Source organism: Victivallis sp. Marseille-Q1083, from assembly GCF_903645315.1.
In the GTDB taxonomy this organism is placed as follows: domain Bacteria; phylum Verrucomicrobiota; class Lentisphaeria; order Victivallales; family Victivallaceae; genus UMGS1518.
On record NZ_CAHJXL010000002.1, the window covers coordinates 658,578 to 681,326 of the forward strand.

At 50.3% G+C, this 22,749-nt stretch carries 20 protein-coding genes; 5 read left to right on the forward strand and 15 right to left on the reverse strand.

What is annotated here, in order from left to right:
- Positions 1-9 precede the first annotated feature (9 nt).
- Positions 10-764, forward strand: a protein-coding gene (locus HWX74_RS18725; RefSeq protein WP_368506835.1) for an IS5 family transposase whose coding sequence is annotated in 2 segments (ribosomal slippage) — positions 10-352 and positions 352-764 — 756 coding nt in all. Because the reading frame shifts where the segments join, the coding sequence is not laid out codon by codon here.
- A 190-nt stretch (positions 765-954) separates the two neighbouring features.
- Here the strand turns inward: HWX74_RS18725 and HWX74_RS18730 are convergent.
- The 4 genes from HWX74_RS18730 to HWX74_RS18745 form a co-directional block, all read right to left on the reverse strand.
- Complete coding sequence (locus tag HWX74_RS18730) at positions 955-1,995, reverse strand: IS630 family transposase (RefSeq protein ID WP_176011602.1); 1,041 nt, start codon at positions 1,993-1,995, stop codon at positions 955-957.
- A 463-nt stretch (positions 1,996-2,458) separates the two neighbouring features.
- Complete coding sequence (locus HWX74_RS18735) at positions 2,459-3,499, reverse strand: IS630 family transposase (protein WP_176012804.1); 1,041 nt, start codon at positions 3,497-3,499, stop codon at positions 2,459-2,461.
- 52 nt (positions 3,500-3,551) lie between these two features.
- Positions 3,552-4,058, reverse strand: coding sequence for a lamin tail domain-containing protein (locus tag HWX74_RS18740; protein ID WP_176015079.1), 507 nt, complete (start codon positions 4,056-4,058; stop codon positions 3,552-3,554).
- Positions 4,055-4,342: a hypothetical protein gene (locus HWX74_RS18745; RefSeq protein WP_176015080.1), complete on the reverse strand. Its 288-nt coding sequence runs from the start codon at positions 4,340-4,342 to the stop codon at positions 4,055-4,057. The genes HWX74_RS18740 and HWX74_RS18745 overlap by 4 nt, the downstream gene beginning before the upstream one ends.
- A 153-nt stretch (positions 4,343-4,495) precedes the next feature.
- Between HWX74_RS18745 and HWX74_RS18750 the strand changes: the two genes are divergently transcribed.
- A complete protein-coding gene (locus tag HWX74_RS18750) occupies positions 4,496-5,818 on the forward strand; it encodes an IS1380 family transposase (protein WP_176011736.1) in 1,323 nt (440 codons plus the stop codon).
- A gap of 142 nt (positions 5,819-5,960) precedes the next feature.
- Here HWX74_RS18750 and HWX74_RS18755 read toward each other — a convergent pair whose 3' ends face one another.
- The gene (locus HWX74_RS18755) at positions 5,961-6,593 is read right to left on the reverse strand and encodes a lamin tail domain-containing protein (RefSeq protein WP_176015081.1); all 633 of its coding nucleotides are present in this window, start codon (positions 6,591-6,593) and stop codon (positions 5,961-5,963) included.
- A gap of 83 nt (positions 6,594-6,676) precedes the next feature.
- On the reverse strand, positions 6,677-7,408 hold the full coding sequence (locus HWX74_RS18760) for a lamin tail domain-containing protein (protein WP_176015082.1): 732 nt from the start codon (positions 7,406-7,408) through the stop codon (positions 6,677-6,679).
- 105 nt (positions 7,409-7,513) lie between these two features.
- On the opposite strand from HWX74_RS18760, the gene HWX74_RS18765 reads away from it, so the two are divergent.
- Positions 7,514-8,643, forward strand: a protein-coding gene (locus HWX74_RS18765) for an IS630 family transposase (RefSeq protein ID WP_176012156.1) whose coding sequence is annotated in 2 segments (ribosomal slippage) — positions 7,514-7,952 and positions 7,952-8,643 — 1,131 coding nt in all. Because the reading frame shifts where the segments join, the coding sequence is not laid out codon by codon here.
- Between the two features lie 193 nt (positions 8,644-8,836).
- Here the strand turns inward: HWX74_RS18765 and HWX74_RS18770 are convergent.
- From HWX74_RS18770 to HWX74_RS18785, 4 genes are all read right to left on the reverse strand, one after another.
- Positions 8,837-10,159 carry an IS1380 family transposase gene (locus tag HWX74_RS18770; RefSeq protein ID WP_176015083.1) on the reverse strand — a complete coding sequence of 441 codons (1,323 nt, stop codon included), beginning with the start codon at positions 10,157-10,159 and terminating at the stop codon, positions 8,837-8,839.
- Between the two features lie 383 nt (positions 10,160-10,542).
- Positions 10,543-11,007, reverse strand: a complete 465-nt coding sequence (locus tag HWX74_RS18775; RefSeq protein WP_176015084.1) for a hypothetical protein — start codon at positions 11,005-11,007, stop codon at positions 10,543-10,545.
- Between the two features lie 118 nt (positions 11,008-11,125).
- Positions 11,126-12,022: a lamin tail domain-containing protein gene (locus HWX74_RS18780; protein WP_176015085.1), complete on the reverse strand. Its 897-nt coding sequence runs from the start codon at positions 12,020-12,022 to the stop codon at positions 11,126-11,128.
- A 4-nt stretch (positions 12,023-12,026) separates the two neighbouring features.
- A complete protein-coding gene (locus HWX74_RS18785) occupies positions 12,027-13,037 on the reverse strand; it encodes a lamin tail domain-containing protein (protein WP_217705030.1) in 1,011 nt (336 codons plus the stop codon).
- A 137-nt stretch (positions 13,038-13,174) separates the two neighbouring features.
- On the opposite strand from HWX74_RS18785, the gene HWX74_RS18790 reads away from it, so the two are divergent.
- A complete protein-coding gene (locus HWX74_RS18790) occupies positions 13,175-13,618 on the forward strand; it encodes a transposase (protein ID WP_176015087.1) in 444 nt (147 codons plus the stop codon).
- Positions 13,619-13,771: 153 nt separating this feature from the next.
- Here the strand turns inward: HWX74_RS18790 and HWX74_RS18795 are convergent, their stop codons facing one another.
- Positions 13,772-14,926, reverse strand: coding sequence for an IS4 family transposase (locus tag HWX74_RS18795; RefSeq protein WP_176014186.1), 1,155 nt, complete (start codon positions 14,924-14,926; stop codon positions 13,772-13,774).
- Between the two features lie 151 nt (positions 14,927-15,077).
- Here HWX74_RS18795 and HWX74_RS18800 point away from each other — a divergent pair, with 151 nt between their 5' ends.
- Positions 15,078-15,698 (forward strand): DUF1559 domain-containing protein, encoded by a 621-nt coding sequence (locus HWX74_RS18800; protein WP_176015088.1) that lies wholly within the window; start codon positions 15,078-15,080, stop codon positions 15,696-15,698.
- A 50-nt stretch (positions 15,699-15,748) separates the two neighbouring features.
- Here HWX74_RS18800 and HWX74_RS18805 read toward each other — a convergent pair whose 3' ends face one another.
- From HWX74_RS18805 to HWX74_RS18820, 4 genes are all read right to left on the reverse strand, one after another.
- Positions 15,749-18,049, reverse strand: a complete 2,301-nt coding sequence (locus HWX74_RS18805) for a glycoside hydrolase family 3 N-terminal domain-containing protein (RefSeq protein ID WP_176015089.1) — start codon at positions 18,047-18,049, stop codon at positions 15,749-15,751.
- Positions 18,050-18,147: 98 nt separating this feature from the next.
- Positions 18,148-18,879, reverse strand: coding sequence for a type II secretion system protein (locus HWX74_RS18810; RefSeq protein ID WP_176015090.1), 732 nt, complete (start codon positions 18,877-18,879; stop codon positions 18,148-18,150).
- 226 nt (positions 18,880-19,105) lie between these two features.
- Positions 19,106-20,269 (reverse strand): substrate-binding domain-containing protein, encoded by a 1,164-nt coding sequence (locus HWX74_RS18815; protein WP_176015091.1) that lies wholly within the window; start codon positions 20,267-20,269, stop codon positions 19,106-19,108.
- A gap of 448 nt (positions 20,270-20,717) precedes the next feature.
- Complete coding sequence (locus tag HWX74_RS18820; RefSeq protein ID WP_176015092.1) at positions 20,718-22,730, reverse strand: hypothetical protein; 2,013 nt, start codon at positions 22,728-22,730, stop codon at positions 20,718-20,720.
- Positions 22,731-22,749 lie beyond the last annotated feature (19 nt).

Here is a 22,749-nt window from a genome sequence, read left to right on the forward strand (position 1 = left end):
TGATGAAAAATGGCGAATGCATACGAACGGCACGACATATCGGATGAGTCTTGGGCAAAAATAGAGTTGTCGTTACCGGGGCGCAAGGGAACCTGGGGAGGCAATGCGCGAGACAATCGGCAATTTGTGAATGCGGTATTTTGGATATTGCGAACGGGCGCCCCTTGGCGTGATTTGCCGTCGAGCTACGGAGATTGGAAGAATACTCATAAGCGTTTTTGCCGTTGGCGCGACAAAGGGGTCTGGGAACGTCTGCTGGAACAGCTGATTGACAATCCTGAATTTGAACTGCTGATGATTGACGCAAGTCATGTAAAAGTTCATCCACATAGAAGCGGCGCTCGCGGCGGCAATCAGGACATGGGCAAGACAAAAGGGGGCTCAACACCAAGATACATCTGGCCGTGGATGCGCATGGTATGCCGGTCAGAATCCTTATTACAAAAGGTACCGCAGCGGATTGTGGGCAGGCTGAAAAATTGATTGATGGAATTGAAGCTGGAGCTCTTTTGGCGGACCGCGGATACGATTCCGACGCGATAGTTGAGAAAGCGGAAAAGTCCGGAATGAAAGCGGTCATTCCGCCAAGAAAAAACCGCAAGGTTCAGCGTGAATACGATAAGGAACTGTATAAGTTGCGCCACTGGGGCGAAAACGCATTTCTGGTGCTGAAACGGTGGCGCGGAATTGCGACGCGATATGCCAAAAACACGGCATCGTTTCTGGCCGCAGTTCAAATCAGGTGCATTGCTGCTTTGATATGAAACTATTGGCGACACTGTCTAGCTATTATTTACTGACATCACGAATGTACAAATCAAATACCTCCGACCACTTGCCGACTTCGTCCCCGCTCTCCGTACGAATCCGCCAATAATAATCACCGGGAGATAATTCCAAGCGAAACTGACGTTCCTGTCCTCGATATTCGTGTAATATTGTACCGGCAACTAACTAACTTGCATATAAAACAGTCTTGGAATGGAATAATTTCTTGATTCGTTCCGGTTGTTCAGCTATCATTTCCATATGTTGCTTGGCATGTTCGGTTATTTTTCCTTTGGCGCGTCCCAAGGGCTTGTTGTTCAGATTTGATTTCAAGTCGCGGTTGAGATATTCATCCGGGTTCAGGTCGGGACTGTAGCTCGGCAAGAAAAATAACTTGATGAAAGCCGCGTTTTCCTGCAGAAAGCCAGTCAACGTTTTGCTGTGGTGAACCCGCAGGTTATCCAGAATCAAATACACTTTCCGCTCATTTTGACGAATCAGACGTTCCATGAATTGGATCAGGAGTTGAGCCGTCATCGTTTCGCTGTAAAACATGAAATGAGTTTTCCCCTGGTTGGTAATCGCGCTGATCATATTAACTTTTTCGCGTACCGGATTGACTGCTTGCACCGGAGTGTTGCCTTTCGGCGCATAACTGCGGCCCTTGGCCTCGTCATTGCGAATTCCTGTTTCATCCCCCCAAAAGATATCCGCGTCTTCTGATTTTGCCAGCTTTTTGATTCGGGGATACTCCTCAATCAGCCATTTTTGAACGTGCGCCTCATTGCGCTGATAAGCTTTCTTAACTGGTTTTTGCGGCGTAAATCCCCAGCGTTTCAAGTACTCCCCCATGGTTCGGACTGGTATTTCGATTCCAAACGAAATCTTGATGTGCAACCGTACCGCCTGACGAGTCCAGAGCGCAAATGGCAATTTTAACTGATCCGGACAATGGTCGACCAAATCTTTCCGTATCTTACTCTCTTCATGCGGAAGCAGACGGCGTCCAAAGCCGACTGGACGACCGCATTTCTTTACTTTCAAAGCAGACAAGCCGCTTTTTTTCCACTTGCTTATCCACTTGCCCACCGTGTTGCGGTGCGCTCCGACGATTTTTCCGATTTCTGTACAATTATTACATTTGCCGCTTTGATACAATCTCACGGCCTGCTTGCGCCGCTCTTCAAGAGCGACCTTATCGAGTTTTCGGGCATCTTGAGTTTCCATGATGATAATATACACCATCAAGCAAATATTGCACGTATGTTAATTGCCGAATCTATAACTCATGAAAATCCGCACTAGAAGAAATTTGAACATAGTAATTGCCATCTTCTGTTATATGACCATCCCAGTTGAACAAGGCAAAAAATTTGCTCTCTTTTTGCCAATTCAAAAAAATTCGAACTTCCTTCATTAACTCCCGTAACCGCGGAACAACCAATGGATTCTCCCGCCCCAATGAAGTTTCCTCCGGCAGATAGACAAACCAAGATAAAAGCGGCTGGGAAAGTGAACGAAAATCATGATCATACTTCAATTTTCGATTTAGAATAATACCAATACTTCTACCGGGTACATTTCCATCAGAAAATATTGTTTGAACTAAATGTTTCTGACGAAGAAAATTCTGTTTTGCCTCTTTCAGCTTATTGCTTGCAACAGCTTCTCTTATTGTACCGGCAACTAACTAACTTGCATATAAAACAGTCTTGGAATGGAATAATTTCTTGATTCGTTCCGGTTGTTCAGCTATCATTTCCATATGTTGCTTGGCATGTTCGGTTATTTTTCCTTTGGCGCGTCCCAAGGGCTTGTTGTTCAGATTTGATTTCAAGTCGCGGTTGAGATATTCATCCGGGTTCAGGTCGGGACTGTAGCTCGGCAAGAAAAATAACTTGATGAAAGCCGCGTTTTCCTGCAGAAAGCCAGTCAACGTTTTGCTGTGGTGAACCCGCAGGTTATCCAGAATCAAATACACTTTCCGCTCATTTTGACGAATCAGACGTTCCATGAATTGGATCAGGAGTTGAGCCGTCATCGTTTCGCTGTAAAACATGAAATGAGTTTTCCCCTGGTTGGTAATCGCGCTGATCATATTAACTTTTTCGCGTACCGGATTGACTGCTTGCACCGGGGGGTTGCCTTTCGGCGCATAACTGCGGCCCTTAGCCTCGTCATTGCGAATTCCTGTTTCATCCCCCCAAAAGATATCCGCATCTTCTGATTTTGCCAGCTTTTTGATTCGGGGATACTCCTCAATCAGCCATTTTTGAACGTGCGCCTCATTGCGCTGATAAGCTTTCTTAACTGGTTTTTGCGGCGTAAATCCCCAGCGTTTCAAGTACTCCCCCATGGTTCGGACTGGTATTTCGATTCCAAACGAAATCTTGATGTGCAACCGTACCGCCTGACGAGTCCAGAGCGCAAATGGCAATTTTAACTGATCCGGACAATGGTCGACCAAATCTTTCCGTATCTTACTCTCTTCATGCGGAAGCAGACGGCGTCCAAAGCCGACTGGACGACCGCATTTCTTTACTTTCAAAGCAGACAAGCCGCTTTTTTTCCACTTGCTTATCCACTTGCCCACCGTGTTGCGGTGCGCTCCGACGATTTTTCCGATTTCTGTACAATTATTACATTTGCCGCTTTGATACAATCTCACGGCCTGCTTGCGCCGCTCTTCAAGAGCGACCTTATCGAGTTTTCGGGCATCTTGAGTTTCCATGATGATAATATACACCATCAAGCAAATATTGCACGTATGTTAATTGCCGAATCTATATCATTACATCATCTTCGAATATTCCATTCTCCAAAGCCTGATGTTTGCTTACTGAAATAACTTTATCCATTAAATATGCACGATGCCCCCACTGAATATAATCTTCCAGATATTCACCCATACGGTCCCGACTGGAATACAACGCACATTCTTCCAGACAGTCATCTTGAAATGCTTCCGCAGCCCAGGGGGCGTCACACACCAGAACCTTACCTGTACTTTCCGGAGACAAAATATTTTGTTCGAGCTCTCCAAATACAACGACAGCTGTTTCTCCCGGCAACAATACGGTTTCCGGAGGAAATTCGTAACAATGCTCCTCACTATCCCACAACGTCCAGCCGCTGATATCGACCTCACTTTTGGCGGTATTCTGCAGCTCAACCATCATCGGACCGGCATCGAGAGTCGGCTTCAACGTAATCTCACTCAAACGCACACCTTCTCCCAATAAACAGCATGCGCAACAAAGGACAGTCAACAATCCAATCGTTATCTTCATTTTTCCACCTCATAGCCCATATAATCAGGATGATCCGTCAAATATACGGAAGTATTCCAGTAATCAGCTTTCGACCACTCGCTTACGCCGGACGCATTTTCATATCGCACCCGCCAGTAGAAGCAAACCGGAGCAGTTTTAAAAATATATTCGGGAATATTAACTTTTTCCTCTTTCATTATTTTTTTAAATAATGGATCCTCTGCCACTTGTAAACGGAAGAAACCATCATCTTTCAATTTAAATGCACCATATTTCCACCTCAGAAGAATCGTAATTCTCACATGATCTAATTCTGATGGTGAAACTAAAACACTTTGTCCTTTAAAAGAATTAACCTGAATATTGCGTAAATTTTCAAAAACAAAGAGGCAGATTCTCGACTAACGTATTATATTGTAATATCTTACATCACAATATAACGCCGAGGTCTGCCAATGACAAAATGTAATGTTTCGATTCCGGTCTTTCAAGGTCCGAAAAGCAGAAAAATTGAATTCAATTTCGCCGGTGGAGATATCAGCAGTGACGGCGGGTTGCTTTTTGTGAAAGAATTCGACCGCAAACTCGGTTTGACCCGGCGCGCCGGTAACCTGCTGGATTCTTTTGATCTTCGACAGCCCGGAAAAGTTGAGCATTCCTATCTGAGCATGCTTCGTCAACGAGTTTTTGGTTTGGTTGCCGGCCATGAAGATCTCAATGACCATCATGAATTGCGAACTGATCCGCTGATTCAAACTGTTGTCGGTCGTGATCGTCAACTCGCCACTCCAAGCACTTTATGTCGATTCGAAAATGGAATCGATCGTCGTGCTTGCGTAGATTTGAGCCGATTGTTTGTCGAATTCTTTATCGAAAGTTTTTCCACGCCGCCTCGAGAATTGATTCTTGATTTCGATGCTACCGATGACCTCACTTACGGGATGCAGGAAAATCGCTTTTTTCATGGCTATTATGACCACTATTGCTTTTTGCCGTTGTATGTTTTCTGCGGGGATCAATTGCTTGTGGCTTATTTGCGTCCATCAAAAATTGATGCGGCCAAGCATGCTTGGGCGATTCTCTCGCTACTGGTAAAGCGCTTTCGGCAGAAATGGCCGAAGGTTAAGATTATTTTCCGGGGAGACAGTGGCTTTTGTCGGCAGAAAATGCTGAACTGGTGTGATAAAAATGAGGTCAAATATATTGTCGGATTGGCGAAAAATCCACGTTTGCTGGAATTATCAAAAGATCTTCAAGTGAAAGCGGAAGCACTTTACAACGAAACACATGAAAAAGCAAAACTGTTTACTCAGTTCGAATATGCGGCAGGAACTTGGAAATACCCGCGCCGGGTGATTGCCAAAGCGGAATTCAACTCCCCCGGACCGAATAATCGTTTTATCGTCACCAATCTTGATGATGATGGACAATATCTTTATGAAAAAGTCTATTGCGCCCGAGGTGAGATGGAAAACAGGATCAAGGAACAGCAGCTGGATCTTTTCGCTGATCGGACGAGCTGCCATGACTTTGCGGCAAATCAATTCCGGCTTCTGCTTTCAAGTTTGGCTTATATTCTCATGGAACGGTTTCGGGCATTGTTGTTGACAGGAACTCAATTTGCCGAGGCTACCTGCGGCAGCATTCGCTTATACCTGGTGAAAATCGGTGCCATTATTCGGCGGAATACCAGAAAAATTTATGTTGCTCTTTCAAGTGCTTGTCCAAATCAGGAACTCCTCCGCTTGATCGCTGCGAAAATCATCGCTTGGGAATAAAACCTTGGAGAGCTGTCCCCGGCTCGCCGAACAACAACGGGGGAAAGGGGGAATATGCTCAATTTGCAAAAAAACGACAATATCCGACTCTGAAAATAAAAACTTCCGAATCTTCTGAACATTTCTCGACGATTCGAAAGTTTCATGCAACATTCAGGTTAACAGATAGAGGACGGGGAATTGGATTAGTCTCCCCGATACTCTGATCTTCTTCCGAAGTCATATACCAATTTGAATATTCCCCAGTTTTCCGGTTACGATAACGCGCCAGATTACCGCCGACAAAGTATCCATGAAAGAGCATATTGAAACAATAAGGCTCTGGGGTATCGCTATTTTTGGCAATCCAACAGACCTGATCGATCAACTCCCCCGGCTGCCGGTCGGTACTCGAAGGCGAATATAACCGACAACTTTGTTCCGTCCAATTTCGAAACGCCTTCTCATAACCGTCCTGGGTACAATAAAGCCACAAGACCGTATCATTACCTTTCTCTTCTTCCGGAAAGCCGAAAACCACTACTGCCAGCCCGTTCCCGGTTATCACCGACGATGCCGGAAATTCGTAGGTGAAGTCGTTTTGATCTACCAGAAGGTAACCGGCCAGATCAACAGGGGCGGAAGAAGTATTTTCCAATTCAATTATCACCGGACGTTCTCCTCGCGGAAAGAAGACAACTTCGCTCAGATGAATATCACCCGCTGAGGCATAAAAAATCGTCGGCAACCAAATAGCGGTCAGCAATTTTACGAAGAACGGCTGTCTTATTATCATATTTCTCCCTTTCCCGGCATGATCTGCCGCCCGGGAATTCCCCGAACGGCTAAGACAATGAATTATCGATTGTTTTTTATATATTATATTTCACAGAAGTCTGGTTTTTTAGTATTTGAAAGGCTGAAAATTATTCCGGGACGGCTTTTTAAAGGAACAGGCAGATTGACCCTGAAGAGTTGCGGATCGCTCCAGCGGCCTTCTCGGCCGGGTGAAATTTCACGCACCCGGTAATAGTATTTCCCATTCGGCACCTCGGGATACCAAAGCCTCTTTTGAGTAATTTTTTCTGCCTCCCAAGCAGAAAAATCCCGAGCTTTACTGAGCTGATATTGAAATTCGCCGGCCGGCTTCAATAAACCAAAGACAAGGATAGAGACTCGCCAGGCGCCTGCAGATTCGTCAAACTGACGCAGAACAATCAGATTCTTATTCAGAGTCCGTTTGCGCCCTTTCTGATAAATGCGATGTCCCCACTGGACATAAGCCTCCAATGTTGCCGACGAACGCCCGGCGGCGGAATACAGGGCGCACTCCTCCAGAAAACGATCGGACAGCATCCCGGACGGCAACTCCAGGGGCAGCACTTCGCCGCCCGCCAGCATAACCCCGTCCGGAATGACCAGGGAGTGACCGCGGCCATCCCAAAGACTCCAGCCGGAAAGAGCCTGCTCCGTTTGGCCGAGGTTCTGAAATTCTACTTTTGCGGTTTCTCCTTTGACAAACGGAGCGATCGACAGTTCTCTGAAACGGATTTCCGCAGCAGGCAACCAGCAAACGGCAAACATCAATAAAATACCATAAGTCCACTTCATGACTTCACTCTTTCTTTGATAAGTCTTCTACTGTCCAGTCAAATTTGAAAAGATAAAATTATGTGTTATCTTAATCTCCAATGGATTTAACAATGGAGGTTGGATATGGCAGATGCAAAATATCGGTTTTGTTTAACGAACGATGAAAAGCAGGAACTGAATCAGATGGTGTCGAGCGGAAAGCGCAATGCCCGGCAGGTATTGGATGCCTTGATATTGCTGAATTGTGATGAATCCGAGGGCAAGAAACAATCCGATGAAATTGTCGGAGGTTTCTTGAAGGTCGGTAAATTGCGTGTTCATCGAGTTCGTAAGCGTTTCTTTGAAAACGGAATGGGAGGAGTGTTCAATCTGCCGCATGGCGGAGGACGTACCAAGCATACAGACGGTGATTTTGAAGCACATTTGATAGCCTTGAGTTGCGGAGAACCGCCAGCGGGACACTCGCAGTGGAGCTTGCGCTTGCTTGCTGATAAAATGGTGGAGCTGGAATATGTTGAATCTGTATCGCATGAAACAGTGCGGCAGGTTCTTAAAAAAACGAACTCAAGCCTTGGCAAAAAGAGCAATGGGTAATTCCGCCGCAGAAAAATGCGGCATTTGTTGCAGATATGGAACGAGTGCTTGATATTTACAAGCGGCCTTATGACGAAAAATTCCCAGTCGTTTGTTATGATGAGATGCCTCGCCAGTTGCTTGAGGAAGTGCGAGAAATACAGCCTATGCGTCCAGGGCAGTCTAAACGAGTGGACTATGAGTATCGCCGCATGGGAACATGTAATGTCTTGTTGGCAAGCGAACCGTTGCGCGGGTGGAGAATGGCAGATGTGACACAGACAAAAACAGCAAAGGATTGGGCGATATTTACTGAGAAAATAGCTTTGGCCTATCCGAATGCAGAGAAGATTATTTTAATTGAAGATAACCTCAACACACATAAACCGGCATCATGGTACGAAACGTTTCCACCAGAAAAAGCCAAGGCTTTAATGGATAAATTCGAGCTTGTTTACACGCCAAAACATGGTTCGTGGCTCAATATGGCGGAAATTGAACTCAATGTAGTATCGGCACAATGTCTGAAAAAGAGAATCGCCTCCATAGAAGAAATGAGAAGCATGGTGAATACATGGGAGAAAGAGCGAAACCAGAAAACAAAAACCATCAATTGGCAGTTTTCAACAACGGATGCACGAGTAAAGTTGCATCGACTATATCCATCTTTTCAAATTTGACTGGACACTACTTCATAATCAACATAATATACTAACCTGAATGTTGCATGAAACTTTCGAATCGTCGAGAAATGTTCAGAAGATTCGGAAGTTTTTATTTTCAGAGTCGGATATTGTCGTTTTTTTGCAAATTGAGCATATTCCCCCTTTCCCCCGTTGTTGTTCGGCGAGCCGGGGACAGCTCTCCAAGGTTTTATTCCCAAGCGATGATTTTCGCAGCGATCAAGCGGAGGAGTTCCTGATTTGGACAAGCACTTGAAAGAGCAACATAAATTTTTCTGGTATTCCGCCGAATAATGGCACCGATTTTCACCAGGTATAAGCGAATGCTGCCGCAGGTAGCCTCGGCAAATTGAGTTCCTGTCAACAACAATGCCCGAAACCGTTCCATGAGAATATAAGCCAAACTTGAAAGCAGAAGCCGGAATTGATTTGCCGCAAAGTCATGGCAGCTCGTCCGATCAGCGAAAAGATCCAGCTGCTGTTCCTTGATCCTGTTTTCCATCTCACCTCGGGCGCAATAGACTTTTTCATAAAGATATTGTCCATCATCATCAAGATTGGTGACGATAAAACGATTATTCGGTCCGGGGGAGTTGAATTCCGCTTTGGCAATCACCCGGCGCGGGTATTTCCAAGTTCCTGCCGCATATTCGAACTGAGTAAACAGTTTTGCTTTTTCATGTGTTTCGTTGTAAAGTGCTTCCGCTTTCACTTGAAGATCTTTTGATAATTCCAGCAAACGTGGATTTTTCGCCAATCCGACAATATATTTGACCTCATTTTTATCACACCAGTTCAGCATTTTCTGCCGGCAAAAGCCACTGTCTCCCCGGAAAATAATCTTAACCTTCGGCCATTTCTGCCGAAAGCGCTTTACCAGTAGCGAGAGAATCGCCCAAGCATGCTTGGCCGCATCAATTTTTGATGGACGCAAATAAGCCACAAGCAATTGATCCCCGCAGAAAACATACAACGGCAAAAAGCAATAGTGGTCATAATAGCCATGAAAAAAGCGATTTTCCTGCATCCCGTAAGTGAGGTCATCGGTAGCATCGAAATCAAGAATCAATTCTCGAGGCGGCGTGGAGAAACTTTCGATAAAGAATTCGACAAACAATCGGCTCAAATCTACGCAAGCACGACGATCGATTCCATTTTCGAATCGACATAAAGTGCTTGGAGTGGCGAGTTGACGATCACGACCGGCAACAGTTTGAATCAGCGGATCAGTTCGCAATTCATGATGGTCATTGAGATCTTCATGGCCGGCAACCAAACCAAAAACTCGTTGACGAAGCATGCTCAGATAGGAATGTTCAACTTTTCCGGGCTGTCGAATATCAAAAGAATCCAGCAGTTTACCGGCGCGCCGGGTCAAACCGAGTTTGCGGTCGAATTCTTTCACGAAAAGCAACCCGCCGTCACTGCTGATATCTCCACCGGCGAAATTGAATTCAATTTTTCTGCTTTTCGGACCTTGAAAGAACGGAATCGAAACGTTACATTTTGTCATTGGCAGACCTCGGCGTTATATTGTCACGTAAAATATTACAATATAATATATTAGTCGAGAATCTGCCTCTTTGTTTTTGAAAATTTACGCAATATTCAGGCTAAAGCAGAAGATTGATTTTGTACTGCCCATTTCCCCACTTGCGTTCCATGCTCCCAGCGTACCCGGACATAGAAAAAACCATTCCCAACTTCCACACTCCCTTGAGGCTCCTCAGTCACACATTTGGCCGGCTATCGTCTGGAACTTCAGATCCTGACTGACCTGTAGACGGTAACAACCATCTTGCCCCAGCCATCCCGTCCAACGAAAACTCAAACGATAACGTTCTTTGCGGATTTCTTCTTCATCACTTGTTTGATACTGACCATTCCCCATACCTCTTAAAAGACTCGGAGTCGGCCGTGGACATTTCCCCATTGCAGAAAATCAATCAGTGAATCAGGCATCTTAGCTGTCGAACGAAACAACGCACACTCTTCCCAACCACACTTCTGCAGAAAGTCATCCCGCCACGGTTCAGTGCAGAAAAGCCAAATGGCTTCCTCATTCATTGGGAAATCGACTTCTTCCGACTCCCCCATCACCACCACGACGAGGCCGCCGGGCGAAACTTTCGTCTCATCCGGAAAGGTATAAGTCAAACCCTCTGAATCGGTCAGACAATAGCCGCCGATATTCAATTCTACTGGCGCACAATTTTCCAGTTCCACCATGATCGGCTGATCCTGAGAATATTGATTACAATTCAACTCACTCAATTGCAGATCCGGAATCTCAACATGCCTTCCAAACACCCAACCGCAAAAAAAAAATAGAATTAACAAACAATAGTTATGTTTCTTCATTTGTTTCTCATTTCCTATCGCTCAGCCTTTTTCGCCCAATATTCAAAAGACACATTAAAATTTCATGAGCTATCCGCGACGGCACCATACCCGAAGACCATAAACTTATTGTTGCATATTAATCAACCGTTCCGCTTTTTGCAAGTGTATTTACAAAAAAACCTTTGGTGTCAGTCCAGGCGCCTTCCTTATCCGAAGAAATCTTTCGAACGCGTAAATAGTATTTCCCATCGACTAAATTTAATTGCCAGCCATGTTGGTCCGAACGGATTTCTTTAATTAGATCAGAAAATTCTTCATTTCTGCTAATTTGGATATGATATATTCCTTGCGTATTCAAAAGACCATACACCTTAATCAGCACTTCAGGAACTCCAGAAGCTCCATTATAGTAACAGCTTACTTCCAATTGCGGAAGCGGCAAGTCATTTTTTCGCCCCAAACTGGTTTCATCGGGCTGGCAAAGAAACCATTGGTTAAAATCTTCCACAACTATATCACCAGCCGTTACACGGTCTCGATTGCCATCCCATAAAACTTCAATACTTCGTCCCTTCTTTTCCTCATAGGTAAAAACTGTAAATACCAACAATCGTTCCTGCCAGATTCCTTTGTCCACAGCTAACTTTTTATTCAGACTCTGCTGCCGGCCCTTTTGATAAATACGATGACCCCATTGTACATAATCTTCCAACGTTGTCAAGGAGCGCTCCGTACCTGAATACAACGCACATTCCGCCAAAAGGCGATCCGATAACGCTCCAACCGGCATTTCAAAAGCCAATACTTCTCCGCTTTCCAATACGATTCCGTCTGGAATCGTTAAATAATGTCCTTCACCATCCCAGATACTCCAGCCGGAAAGGTCCTGTGCTGTTTCTCCAATATTCTGTAACTCAACTTCAGCCGTCTCCCCTTCGGCGAAGGGACCTATGGTAATTTCACTGAAACGAACGTCTGCGCCATTCAGCCAATAAGTAACAAATATCAAGAAAATATTATAAAGACATTTCATAATTTCATTCTTTCTCCGATAAATCTTCCACAAAACGACTGGAATAATATCCCAATACCATATATTCGTGCTCAACAGCCCATTTGCCAATTTGTTCACCGTTTTCCCAGCGCACCCTGGCATAGAAAATACCATTCCCGACTTCCACTTCACAATGAGGCTCTTTTACCACAGTTTCAGCCTCTATCATCTGGAATTTAGGGTCCTGACTGATTTGCAAACGATACTGACCGTTTTTTCCCAACCACCCACGCCAACAATAACTCAAACGATAGCGTTCCCGTTCAATCTCATCTTCCCTCGCCGTTTGATACTGCCCCCCGACACCGCTCAATAAAACTGGAGTCGGCCAGGAATTTTTAACTCCCAAACTGCAATCTTCCGGAGACAAACCAAACCACCTTGCGTAATTTCCTTCAAACTCTTCCCCGGGTAAGGTTGCCAAGGTATCTTCGTATGAAATCCCTTGATCACCATCCAAAATGCAAAATGTACATAAAAAATATCCATCATGATGTGCATCTTTCCATGCTTTTGCCGCAGCAGAAATTGTCACAGGTGCAAATAAGCGATGTCCCCATTGAACAAAATCAACTAAATCTGCGGCAGTTTTTGTTGTGGAACGATAAAGGGCACATTCTTCCCAACCACGATTTTTTAAGAAATTTCCCCGCCACGGCTCATCACAGAAAAGCCAAACAGCATTCTCATTCATTGGACAATCGACATCATCCGGATCACCCATCACCACCACTATGATGCCATCGGCCGAAACTTTAGTCTGCTCCGGAAAGGTATAAGTCAAGCCTCGGGAATCGACTAGGCAGTAGCCGCTGATATCCAACGCGCCGGACGCACAATTTTCCAACTCAATCATTACCACATCGTCCGAATTTTCCCGATGGCATCTCAATTCACTCAACTGAAGATCCCCGTTCGCTATGACTTTTAAAGAAAAAAACATAAAGGAAACAACTATAATAATATAAAACCTACTCCAAAAATCACGTTGCATCATACCTTCCTTTGATAGAAAATAATCTTTATTCGAAATTAGCCTGAATATTGCATAAATTATTCCAGAACAAAGAAGCAGAATATCAATTAATATATTATATTTCAATAACTTAAATTACATTATAACGTTAAGGTTTGCCTGTAACAAAATGTAGTGTTCCAAGTTGTAACTTTCAAGGACCGCAAAGCAGAAAAGTAGAATTCAATTTCGATGGCGATCCGCTTTTTATAAAAGAATTTGATCGCAAGCTCGGTTTGACCCGTCACGCCGGTAAATTGTTGAATTCTTTTGATGTTCGACAATCCGGAAAAGTCAAGTACTGTTTTAACATGTTGCGTCAAAGAGTGTTTGCGCTGGTTGCGGGCAATGAAGATCTCAATGACCATCATGAATTACGAAGCGATCCGTTGATTCAGACCGTTGTCGGTCGTGACCGGTTACTCGCCACCCCGTGCACTTTGTGTCGATTCGAAAACGGAATGGAACGTCAGGCCTGCATCGAATTGAGCCGGTTATTTGTCGAATTCTTCCTTGAGAGCTTTCTTGTGCCGCCTCGTGACAGGAAGATAAGCCTTTAAAAAAGTGAAACGATGTTTGTGAATCGTACCTCGTCACCCACACCTGTCCTAACAATTTTCAAAATGGCGTAATTTTCTGATTACGCCCCCTCATTTTCATCTATTTCACACCAATTCTCAAAAGTAGCCCCCCTTTGTTGTAAATCTGCTGTCCTAAAAAGCGAACTCTGGTTGAAATGATTCCGGCTCCGGTGGTTTGGTAAATGGTTGATCCAGCCATTGGCGCAAGTCGCGGTAAACAAATAGATTCCATTTCAGGAAAGTGACCAGGGTTGAAAAATGCCATTGCGCTTTCGACAAAAACTTCAGGTACTTGGTCAGCAAAATAGCGATAAGCGCTGTCCAAACTTGAATCCGAACCGCATTTTCGCTGGTGCCGATAAACGTTTTGATCTTGAAGTTCTGCTTGAGCATCTTGAAAAAGCTTTCGATTTGCCAGCGAGCCTTATAGATGTCGCCGATCGTTTGTGCGTCCAGCTCAAAATTGTTGGTTAGCAAGGTCAATGTCCGATGGTTTTCCACATCGCAGACGACCACTTTGCGGAGACGTTCCGGATATTTGTCTTGCGAACCACGCAGAAAAATGACTTCATCGCTCAAAACGGTTCCGGGATATTGCTTGACATCGTATTCCGGGATGTCGTAGGTCGTATTGGTCTTGAGGCGCGTGACAAAATCCACACCGGAGAGATTCCATTTATACAGCATGGAAAAATCAACGTATCCGCGATCACAAACCACCATGCTGTCACGCGGGAGTTCCATTCGTCTGGCGCTGTTTACCTCATGAACATCTCCATTGGTGAAATCAACGAACACGGGAAGATGACCATCGTGATCCAACAGCATATTGAGCTTGATTGCCCCTTTGGTTTGCCGATAGGTTGCCCATGGAAAAACTTTAACGCAAAGCTCAATCAGCGTTGCGTCGAGACTGTAAAGTTTCTTGGGAAACGAAAACTCATGCCGTGGCGCAATTGCATGGCAGTGTCCCAGAAGCATATGGAAAATATCGCCGAACATTTTCGGAGAGCGATGGGCATTGGCGTACGACAAGTTGGATTTGGTTGGAGCGGATTCCACTCCAAGATGATTCAATTTGCCTCCACAGGTTTTCAAACCTCCGCAAATCTCTCGCAGACTATTGGCCTGCGCCAACTGGCAGAAGATCATCGACACAAAATGTGCCCAACTGTCAAAGGACTGTTTTCGCTTGTCTCCATTGTGTTTCATGACTATTTCTTCAAATTCTCGCTTCGGTATCAAATCCAACACTTGACGAAAAAGACTGACTGATGTATTCTTCATTACGGAGCCTCCTTGTGGTTTAGGCAACCGTAATATACTATTACGGACAAGTTGGCTCCACTTTTTTCACCCTTTCAAAAGTTTGTTAGGACAGGCGTGCTTTATGCTGTTGAATTTCTGGTCGGCACGATCGCGGGCGACGTCGGCAGAGATGGCAAAGAGAATAATGTGCATCAATAATTTGAAACAGCTTGGCCTGGCGTTGGCCATGTATGCAGAGGATTATGACGGTTATTTGGTACCGGGTGCCGATGCCGATGAAACTCAGTTGTGGTGCGGCCGCCGGGAGAACGATGCTTTTCAATTGCAGGGCGGGCTCACCGAATACTTCGGGGGAAACGAAATCCCGGATTGCCGGCTGGCCGATTTTGTGAATGAAAACAATAATATCCACAATGGCGGTTATGGCTACAATGCCCGGTACCTCGGCACTTCGGACGATTCCGTGGAGCCGCCGGAGCCGGTGAAAATGTCCCGGGTGTCCCGGCCGGAGGCGACGGCGGCTTTCGCCGACGCGGCCGGTCTTGCCGCGTCGGGCGTCTTGATGCCGAGTTGGAAAATCAGCGGTCCGCAGGCTCCGGACGGATCGCCGGACATCCATTTCCGGCACCAGCGAAGGGCGAGTGTCGGCTGGGTGGATGGCCATGTCTTGTTGGAGAGACTCAAGTTCGCCAAGCCGCACCATGCCGGTTTTACCGCGTTGCAGTGCCGGGAGGAGTATCAGCTCGGCTGGTGGGGCGACGATACTGATGATTTATTCGATTTGGATTGACTTTCCCCGGCCGGGAAAGTCAATCCGTTGGTCCGGGCCGGCAAGCCTTTTCATTCCAGAACTTTGAAGGGCAGCCGGTGCTGGATGTCCGCCGCGGACTTGCCGACTCTTAATTCGAATTCGCCGGGTTCCACCACCCGGTTGCCGGCGTCGTCGACGATCGAACAACTGCTTACCGCAATCGGAATGGTGACCTGCCGGCTTTCTCCGGCCGGAACGGCGACGCGGGCGAAGCCCTTCAACTCCTGTTCCGCCCAGGTGGTGCCGGTAACCAGATCGCTGACATAGGCTTGTATGACTTCCACGCCGTCCGATTTGCCGGTGTTGCGCACGGTGACTGTCAGTTGAATTGTATCGTCGTGCCAGTAACTGTCGCGGTCCAGGCTGGCCTGGCCGTATTCGATCGGACTGTAGGAGAGGCCTTCGCCGAAGACATAGCGGGGGCCGTCCGTCAGGTCGGCGTAATGGCCGTGGCTGCCGCGCACCTGCTGGTACCAGACCGGCAGTTGGCCGGGATGGCGCGGCACCGAGATGGTCAACCGGCCGGAGGGATTGAGTTTGCCGAACAGCGCTTCGGCCAACGCCCGGCCGCCGAGCATGCCGGGGGAAAACTGCTGGAATACGCCGGAGGCCCGCGCCAGCACCTCTTCGGGCAGCAGCAGCGGCTTGCTGCTCATGACATCGACGATGAACGGCTTGCCGCTGTCCAGCACCGCTTGCAGCAGCTCCGGCTGGGACCCCATCGGTTCCAGCGTCGCCGTGCTGTGCCATTCGCCCCAGTAGTCGGGGGAATCGCCGATGACGACCACCACCAGATCCGCCGCAGCCATCGCCGTTTTGGCCTGGTCCAGTGCGGCGGCGGCCTGGGCTTCCAGTTCCTTGTGCCGCCGTTCCGCTTCCGCCGGCGTCGACGATTCCGGTGCTTTCAGGCTGAACAGTGCGCCGGGGGCGTGAAGAATCCGGCCGTTGAACTGTTGCGGCAAGGCATCCTTGACCGTGACGAAACAGCGGCGCGGATGGAAGCCGTTCGGCGTTTCTCCCGACCAGTCGCCGCTCAGGGCCAGCGGACTGTCCGCCGCCGGACCGACCAGTGCGATCGTTTTGACGGCTTCCGGCTGCAAGGGCAGCAGGCCGTCATTTTTCAGCAGGACCAGCGCTTCGCGGGCGGTATCCAGGGCCAGGTCCCGATGGGCGGCGCAGCCGATCGTTTCCTGCGCCGCGGCCAGGTCCGGCCGGCGGGGATTTTCAAACAATCCAAGCTCGAATTTGAGCTTCAGAACCCGCCGCGCCGCTTCGTCGACATCCGCTTCCGCCAGGCGCCCGGACCGGACGGCCTCCAGGCAGCTCTGATAAAATTCCGGCGTTGCCATGCTCATGTCGTTGCCGGCGGCGATAGTGATGGCGGCGGCATCGGTCAGATTGTCGCAGATCCGCTGCAGTGAAATCAGGGTGCCGACGTTGTTCCAATCGGTGACGACGACGCCGGGAAATTGCCAATCGCCTTTGAGCACCTCGCGCAGTAGCCGGCGGTTGGCGGTCATCGGTACGCCGTCGATCGCCTGATAGGCAGTCATGAAGGTTGCCGCTCCGGCTTTGGCCGCCGCTTCGAAGGGCGGCAGAAAATAGGATTGCAGTTTCCGGTAGGACAAATCCGCTTCGGCGGCGTCGCGGCCGCCCTGGGTTTCGCCGTAACCGACGTAATGCTTGGCGCAGGCGATCACTTTGGCCGGGTCGTCCAGCCGTTCCCCCTGCAGCCCTTCGATCATCGCGGTGCCGAGAACGCTGAGCAGGTAGGGGTCCTCGCCGAACGTTTCACCCAGCCGTCCCCAGCGCGGGTCGCGGCCGAGACAGAAGACCGGCGCAAACGTCCAGACCACGCCAGTGTGGCACATCTCCGCCGCGGTGACTTCGCCCATCTCTTTGGCCCGCTGCGGGTTCCAACTGCAGGACAGCGCCAGCTGGGAGGGAAAGATGGTGGCGCCCGGCCAGAAGGAATAGCCGTGTACCGAATCGATTGCCAGCAGTACCGGAATGCCGAGCCGGGTTCGGTCCGCTTCCCGGATGGTTCGGTCCGCCTCTTCGCCTTTGATGTTCAGGAAGGTGCCGACGTGCATATCGCGAATCGCCTCCTCCATGCAGTCGATGCCGTTGAGCATCATCAACTGACCGACTTTTTCTTCCAGCGTCATCCGGGCCAGCAGATCGTCGACCCGTTCGTCAACCGGCCGGCCGGCGTCCCGGTACGGCAATTGGCCGGCCGGTTCGGCGCCGGCGGCGGGCGGGAGGCAACAGAAGCCCAGCAGCAAACCGCCGAACACCGGCAGCTGCCGCCATTGTTTCCAATTTTTCATCGTGAAATTATCCTGAATTTTCAATATTTGAAGTAGCTTCCCGCCATATTTCGCGGCGGGAAGCGCGGCGGCGGATCATTTGCCGGATGGCCCGCCGTTTATTCCGCCCAGTCGTAGACGGTCAACGCGCCGTCGGCGCCGAAGCAGAACGGCATCCAGTAACGGTACTGGATCGCCGCCACAGTGCCCGGCAGCGATTCGGCATGGGTGTCGAACATCAGTACATTGGTACGGCTGCCGTGCCGCATGTGCAGCGGCCAGTACCAGCCGTGGCGCAGGCCCGGTTCGACTCCGGCGTCGCAGTGGACCAGATTGCCGTCGCCGCCGTATTTGTTGGATTCGTCGGCGTCGCCTTCATTGGAAATTGAGTCGCCGACGAAAATCAGCCGGGAATTGCGGCCGAAAGAGTCGAATTCGGACGCTTTGCGCTGCCGGTAGTCGTTCCAGCCCCACTCTTCCGCCCGCGGCTGAATGCCGAAACTGGAGGCATTGACGCCGTAATCGGTTTTCAAATTATAGGCGACATCGTCGTAATTCCTGGCCGTCGACCGGCCGGTGGGGCAGAGGAAACTCTGCCAGGTGCAGTAACCGGCTTCCATGAATGCGCGGGAATAGGGAACCCAGCCGCTCATGTAGGTGGACGGCACCCAGTCGCCGAAATCGGACATATACAACGTCGATGCGATGCCCAGTTGTTTCAGGTTGCTGATACATTTGATCGACTGCGCCTGGGCTTTGGCTTTGCCGAGTGCCGGCAGCAGCATGCTGGCTAGAATGGCTATGATAGCGATCACTACCAGCAATTCAATTAGTGTAAAATTCTTTCTCATGACAATTTCCCTTTCCGTTGTTCAATGGTATTGTTATGGTTTGTTTCCGGGTTGCGACCTCTCCGCCTGACGGTATCAACATCTCTTATGATATGTTTAAACTTTGTTATCATTATAGGAATAATATCAAAAAATCTTTGAAAAGTCAATCCCCGGCGGTTTTTTTTCAGAAAAATATTGTTTGGCCGGTCGGCCGGGGACTACGCCCGGATCCTCCGCGGCCGGTTCAACTGTCGTTGGCGATCTTCTGAAACTGTTGCGGTTCCGCCAGCAGTTTCACGCTGTCGCGCCGCAGAATCCGGCCGCGGCCGGAAACCATCTCGCCGCTGCTGCCGGGATTGGCGATGGCCTTCAGCATCAGCTCCAGCGCCAGTTCTCCGGCGTACGCGCCGGAAAATTCAAAGGTGGTCAAGGGCACCGGCGCCGTTTCGGCTTCGGCGATATTGTCGCAGCCCATCAAATTGACGTCGCCGGGGATATTCACGCCATTTTCCAGCAGGAACTGCATGACGCCGAGAGCCTGGAGGTCGGTGGAGCAGAAGATGGTGTCGAATGCTTCGAGTTTCCCGACATCGCCGGCGCAGTAATCGGCGATCGCCCGGCAGGCGCGCGGTTTGTCCGGATTTTCGACCCCCAGCAGGGCATATTGGTAACCGAACAATCGGGCGCCGCGCTTCAGGGCCGAAAGCCGCGGATTTTGTTCCCATTCCAGCGGACCGACATAGAGCAGCCGTCTGGCGCCGTTTTCGGCCAGGAACTGAAAGGCCCGGAAAAATTCCAGCTCCACGTTGTCCGCCAGCCACCATCTGGCACTGAATTCGAAGTAGTAATCGGAGATGACGACAAAGGGAATCCGCCGGGCGTTCAATTGCCGGGCAATCGTATTGAACGGTTCCGGATTGTACAGGTCCCCCCAGCGGATGATGATCAGGCCGTCGTAGTCGTCCCAGCGGCAGTGTTCGCCGAGATCGTGCAGCAATACGGTGACATTGTGCGCCGCCGCCGCTGCGAAAATGCCTTTCAGCCGCCGCAGATACAGTTGCCAGTGCTGGTGGTCGCCTTCCGGCAGCATCGCCCGGATGTCCGGGACGACGACGGCGATCCGGCAGCTCCGTTCCGGCGGCGTGCCGGGGAAGGCGCGGGGCTGGGAATCGCGCACGCAGCCGATGACGAAAGTGCCGAGCGGCCGGCGTTTGCACAGCAACCCTTCGTCGCAGAGCAGTTGGACGGCCCGGCGGACCGTTGAAGTGGAAGCCTTGTAATGACGGGTCAATTCATTTTCCGGCGGAATCCGGCTGCCGATCGGCAGTTCGCCGCTGCGGATCCGCTGGCGCAAATCGTCATAGACGACTTTGTACAACATGGTTTGGGATTTGACCATCAACATCATGATTCTTTCATTATTTGATTATCATTACATTATTATTATATCAAAAATTTTTTGAAAAGTCAATCCCCCGACGGATAAATTTCCGTTTTTTTGTCAGGAATCGTTGCGGCGAAGCAGGATAACGAAGGTCCATACGGGATCGGAGGCCGGCAAGGCTCCGGTCAATTCGGGCGGGAAATGATTGGCGACAGCATAACGAAGTATGACCGGTCGGACGCGGGAAGGGGCCGGCGGCGGGATTGCGGCTTATCCAGCTTTTTTCGAAGACGGCTTGAAGGCGGTCCGGTGTATCCATTGCGCTGGGCGGGATGGAAAAGCCGGCCGGCGCTGGAAGGGCGAGGATGCCGGAAAGACCGGCGCTTGAGAAAAATGAACTCCGCACCGCGGTGCGGAGTCTGCGATCCGGCGGTTGAAGAATACCGCCGGGCCGTCTCCGGTGACGGTCGGTCTAGTTTTCGTCCGCCCAGAGCAGCATCAGGCTGCCGTAGGGCGGCAGTTTCACTGTCAGCTTGCCCTGTTCGTCGGTCTGAAACGAATTTTCTTCGCCCGGCAGCGTCAGGGGTGCTTGCAGCCGTCCGGAGCGCGGCAGCGGTATGGTTGCTTCGGCCGGATGCCGGCGGTCGCTGTTGAGGATGACCGCGCCGTTGTCGAACAGCCGGTAATTGACGGCGCCGGCCACCCGGCGGTCGCCCAGCGGCTTGAGGAATTCGATGCCGTAAAATTTCTTCGACCACGGGTAGAGGTCTTCGCGTGCGAGAAGGGTTCCGCCGTCCGACCACAGCAGGTCGAACAACCGGCAATAGGCGTAGGCGAAACGGGCCGTCCTGACCACCTGTTCCGGCGTGCCGTCGCCGCCGACGTATTCGCGGGCCGCCGGATCGTAGAAATAATTCAGATAACTCAATGTCACCGGCACCTTGCCGCGCCGGGCCGCTTCAGCCGCCCAGACGCCTTTGTATTCCAGCGTATCCCAGTCGACGTATTCGACCGTTTCCTCGGCCATGCCGGAATCGGTGAAACTCCACTGGGCGGGCGAATTGCCGTTGTTCTGCATGACCAGGTAGTCGTCGCCGTAGCTTTTGACGGTGTTGTACACCGCCTGCAGCAGTTCCATGTACAGTTCGTTGTCGTTCTTGCCGGGCACATGCCGGTGGCCGAACTTATCGCCCTGGCAGAAGGTCAGGTTGAAGGCGTTGTCGATAAAGACGCCGTCGGCCTGTTTTTGCTCGATCAGCTCCCGCATCTGGCGGACGGCGGTGTGCAGCAGGGAACGCTGGTGCACGCAGGTGGCGAACAGATTCGACAGGTTGTTGCTGACGCCCCAGCCGGAGATGACCGGCCGGCCTTCCTGGTCCAGCGCCTTCCACTCCGGATGGTGATCCATGCCGTAATAGCGGTGAATATTGTCGGGGGTGGTGTCGTAAATTTCCATCCAGTTGTAATAGATGATGCCGCGCAGCCCGCCGGCCCGCAGCCGGCTGCGCTGATCGAGGTCTTCGGGAACATGCGAAAGCAGCCGGTTGGTACCCCAGACGTCCCGGACCTCCGGCGGGGTGATTTGCGTCAGGTTCGGCAGCCAGGGGTGCTGGGCCGGCAGAAACGAGTATTTGTCGCTCTGCCGCAGCCATTCCGGCGCCGGAACGCCGTATTCGATGCCGTCGAACGACAACGGCGGCGCGGTTTTGGTTACGGCCGGACTGCCCTGGGCGGCCGCCGCGGCATACCAGTCCGCCGCCGTCCCGGCGTCAGCCGGCGAGGAGAGCGCGAAGTTGACCCGGACGGCTTCCCCCGGCAAAAGCACCTGTTCCCGGGGAGAGGCGGTCAGCATGGCGTTGTGGGGCAGGTAGGAAGCCGGTTTTTCGGCCAGCGCCACATTGTCGGTCGCCAGCAGCCCGAAACCGGCGGCATCCGGCGTCTGCGGATTCTGAAACAGCACCCAGCCGTCCACGTCGAAGTCGCCGACGACCGCCGGCAGATAGAGGTCCGCCTTGGCGGCGGTCCCGCTCCAGATGCCCGTCTGCGCATCCCGGGTCTGATAGTTCCGGTTCGGCTCCGTCCAGTCCCAGAAGAGCAGGTCACGCCTCGGATGGCGGCCGCGGTTGTACAACGCGCTGTCGATTTCGATGCCGTTCACTCCCCGGCGGGCGCGCGCCGTGAGGACGAATTCCCGGTCGAATTCCACATCGTAACGGACGGTGATTGTGTTTTCCGTTTCGGTAGCGGTTAATTCCGGTTCGCCGATCATCGGGCCCGGTTGCGGCCAGTGATAGCCCCAGTCCAGGAAGTTGGAGGCGTGGGCCTGCAATATTCTGGTGCCGCTTTCGCCCTGGTAGGTGATTTCCGCCTTGTCCAGGTTCAGTTTCACCCGGTCCGGGCCGTGCACCAATTCGACCGACTTGGTCGTCGTTTCTTCGGCGCCCAGATTGCATAACAGCAGTCCGGACAATACTGTCGCCATCATCCCATGTTTCCGCATACGA